Source organism: Shewanella surugensis, assembly GCF_023284005.1.
In the GTDB taxonomy this organism is placed as follows: Bacteria; Pseudomonadota; Gammaproteobacteria; order Enterobacterales; family Shewanellaceae; genus Shewanella; species Shewanella surugensis.
Genome location: NZ_JAKIKS010000256.1, coordinates 1 through 2,747 on the forward strand (window position 1 = coordinate 1; position 2,747 = coordinate 2,747).

A 2,747-nucleotide genomic window follows, 5' to 3' on the forward strand; every position below is an offset into this window, starting at 1 on the left:
ACCCTCAATTTTATGCACCTTTTAAAGTTATGGAAGCTGCAAAAATGGTAACAAAATAATTGGTAGTATTATTCATCCCTACCCGCGATAATCCGTATTTATCACTGGTAGCGTTTATGACTTAATGCACCCAATCTTCATAATTAAGCCTTTCTACCCTCTTAAACTCACGAGTATTGTTGGTCACTAATACACACTCTGTCGCTATGGCATGACCAGCAATAGCTGTATCATTGCCACCAATCGGCGTTCCCTTTGACATCAATTGTTTCTTAACGTCGATAGTGGCATCTACCGCCTCTTTATCCCAAGGCAAAATAGCATCAACACGTTTCAAAAACTCATTGACCAATACAGCATGTTTCGGTGAAGCTTTCTTACCCAGTAAACCATATAGCATCTCTTGGTAAGTGATCGCTGAAATGACGACTCTATGCTGCTTACTGACTACAGATTGTAGCTTTTTCAGCACACTAACGGGGTTCTCACGCATAATAAACGAACAAATACATGTATCTAACATATAGTGGATTTTTTTACTCAAAATTAAATCGCCCTTCGTCTGCAATCACATCTTCCCGCTCAGATAAAAAGTCACTATCTGCCTTATCAACGTCTTTAAATGATATCCAATCAGGTCGCACAGGTTGCAAGGTGATGACATCACCTTCCCTGTGGATTTCAAGTTCGCTTACTCCGTCAAACTCAAAATCTTTAGGTAAACGAACCGCTTGGTTTTTACCATTTTTAAATATTGAAACTGTTCTCATTGTTTCACCTTATTGCGCATATGCTTAACATATGACAAGTGTACCCTACAATCAGACATATGACAAGCATATGCATAATTGTCGTTTATCCGAATGGAAAACACGAAGCTCGTTTTTTTGCTCGACTAGGCCCAGTTCCCTCGAAGCTGTAAAAACGGACATGTTTGGTTAAGTCATTGATAAGTAGGTTTTTACAATGACATCTTTTACTATAAATATTGAGTTTTATTAGTTTCCATTTAATACGATTAAAACGGTACAGATTAACGGTATATTTAAGTATATGAATTTATAGCTTAAATAAATCGTTCCGGATGTTTTAAGTTTCGGAACAAACCTTTAAAATTACCAGATGTCCGAAAATACAGCTTCGAGGGAACTGGGCCTAGAGGGGCGGTACTTGGTAACAAGTACCGCCTACTCGACAATATTGGCTAATATTGGCTAATATTGGCTAATATTGGCTAATATTGGTAAATTTACTGATTTTTGATATATAAATAAAATTTACTTTAATATTATCTCTCTCATAAAATATTTAATCCAAAAAATGACTTATAAATGACAGAAGCAATCAATATTAAAATGACTAATTACATTAGTAGTCATGACGTAAATATTAATGTAGACGAAGGTAGTGTCAAAGAATATGGCGGATTTGATAAAGCATGGGATACGATTAAAGATTGGATTTGTGGCACTCACAGAGTAGAAGCTAAATTAGCACTGAAATCTCTTTATACGAGTAATAATAGTGTTGAATGTGAAACTGCATGGAGTCAATTAAAGAGTTATGTAGCTGACACAATGCTACATAAAATACAGCAAACAACAGAGAATGGAACAACGAGTTTTTATATTAATAACATTAAAATAAAACAAGTACAGCATTCGGAGCAACTAGATACGTTTAATGATGTCGCACTAGCATTAAGTTTAGCGTTTGAACAAGAAGATGAATTATTATATCACAATGAACAACCATTTAATGAGCATTTTCTTGCGTCGAAATTAAGCCGCAACCCAATTGAACAAGTACAAATACCAATACAAGCAGGAGATATTGTCAGTATAGATCGGAGTCAATATGCAGCAAACGGCCCTGCTGCTTGTGCATTCATCACTGGTACATTTATCAAAAACTTCCTCGGTATGGCCCCACATTTACGAGAAAACCTTTTTAATGATAAAACTCTCTGTCAAAATATGTTGAATACGGCATTGGATTCTGCCAAAGAATATCAAGGCGGGGGGTATTCGGCAGATTACTCCGAAGTTGCACAGCATAATGGTCTAGATATTAATATTACAACTCAATACCTCACTAGAGAAAAATATATTAAAGGTAAAATAGATCAAAAAGAAGGTGGTTCTATAGGCTTCCTTCAAAATGGTCCACAAAGTTGGGGAATTATAAAAAGAAGCAATGGTCAAATTGCGATAATAAACAGCCATGGAAAACCAGAAGATGGTATCAATGGAATGTATTTAAAACTTTTTAGTAACTCCAGTGAAGCCGCAAAATACATTGCCAAAGAAAATGCTTACATTAGTAATGAGCTCATAGATGAGGTAAGAGTAAATGACTACAGTGACCATGAAAATGATATTAATAGGGCTGTCCGAGACAATGTTGAGCAACAAATGCAAAGACAAAATGGGGAAGTTATTGCAAGAGAAGCAAATGTAGGTTTAGAAATGAATCACAATTACATGGCACACTTACAGTTAGAACAAGGTTCAGCTCGAATATATTGGGCTAATAATCAAAGTAATTAAATAAAAAAGTAGCATATTTTTAATCATCCTCTACCAGTGATAAGGCTCCATTATCACTGGTTCAATTTCTGAAATCTGCTTCTCAACTGTAACCGTCCGAGCAAGTACATCTTCAACCGTGTTCATCGATCCCTTATGTTAACCCCTGACTATGATATCAGGAGTTAATATGACTAAGCGTTCTCATGAAGAGTGGGT

General features: G+C 35.8%; 3 protein-coding genes. 1 reads left to right on the forward strand and 2 read right to left on the reverse strand.

The annotated features are described in order from the left end of the window. Positions 1 to 121: 121 nt before the first annotated feature. The gene (locus L2764_RS26620; protein WP_248943355.1) at positions 122 to 544 is read right to left on the reverse strand and encodes a type II toxin-antitoxin system VapC family toxin; all 423 of its coding nucleotides are present in this window, start codon (positions 542 to 544) and stop codon (positions 122 to 124) included. Then, positions 537 to 770 (reverse strand): type II toxin-antitoxin system VapB family antitoxin, encoded by a 234-nt coding sequence (gene vapB / locus L2764_RS26625; RefSeq protein ID WP_248943356.1) that lies wholly within the window; start codon positions 768 to 770, stop codon positions 537 to 539. The genes L2764_RS26620 and vapB overlap by 8 nt, the downstream gene beginning before the upstream one ends. Positions 771 to 1,331: 561 nt before the next feature. Here vapB and L2764_RS26630 point away from each other — a divergent pair. Continuing rightward, positions 1,332 to 2,549 carry a hypothetical protein gene (locus L2764_RS26630; RefSeq protein WP_248943357.1) on the forward strand — a complete coding sequence of 406 codons (1,218 nt, stop codon included), beginning with the start codon at positions 1,332 to 1,334 and terminating at the stop codon, positions 2,547 to 2,549. The last annotated feature ends 198 nt before the right edge of the window (positions 2,550 to 2,747 follow it).

Excerpts from the sequence above, each read along its gene's own strand:
- vapB (WP_248943356.1), bottom strand. The coding sequence starts at position 770 with ATGAGAACAGTTTCAATATTTAAAAATGGTAAAAACCAAGCGGTTCGT.
- L2764_RS26630 (WP_248943357.1), top strand. The coding sequence starts at position 1,332 with ATGACAGAAGCAATCAATATTAAAATGACTAATTACATTAGTAGTCAT.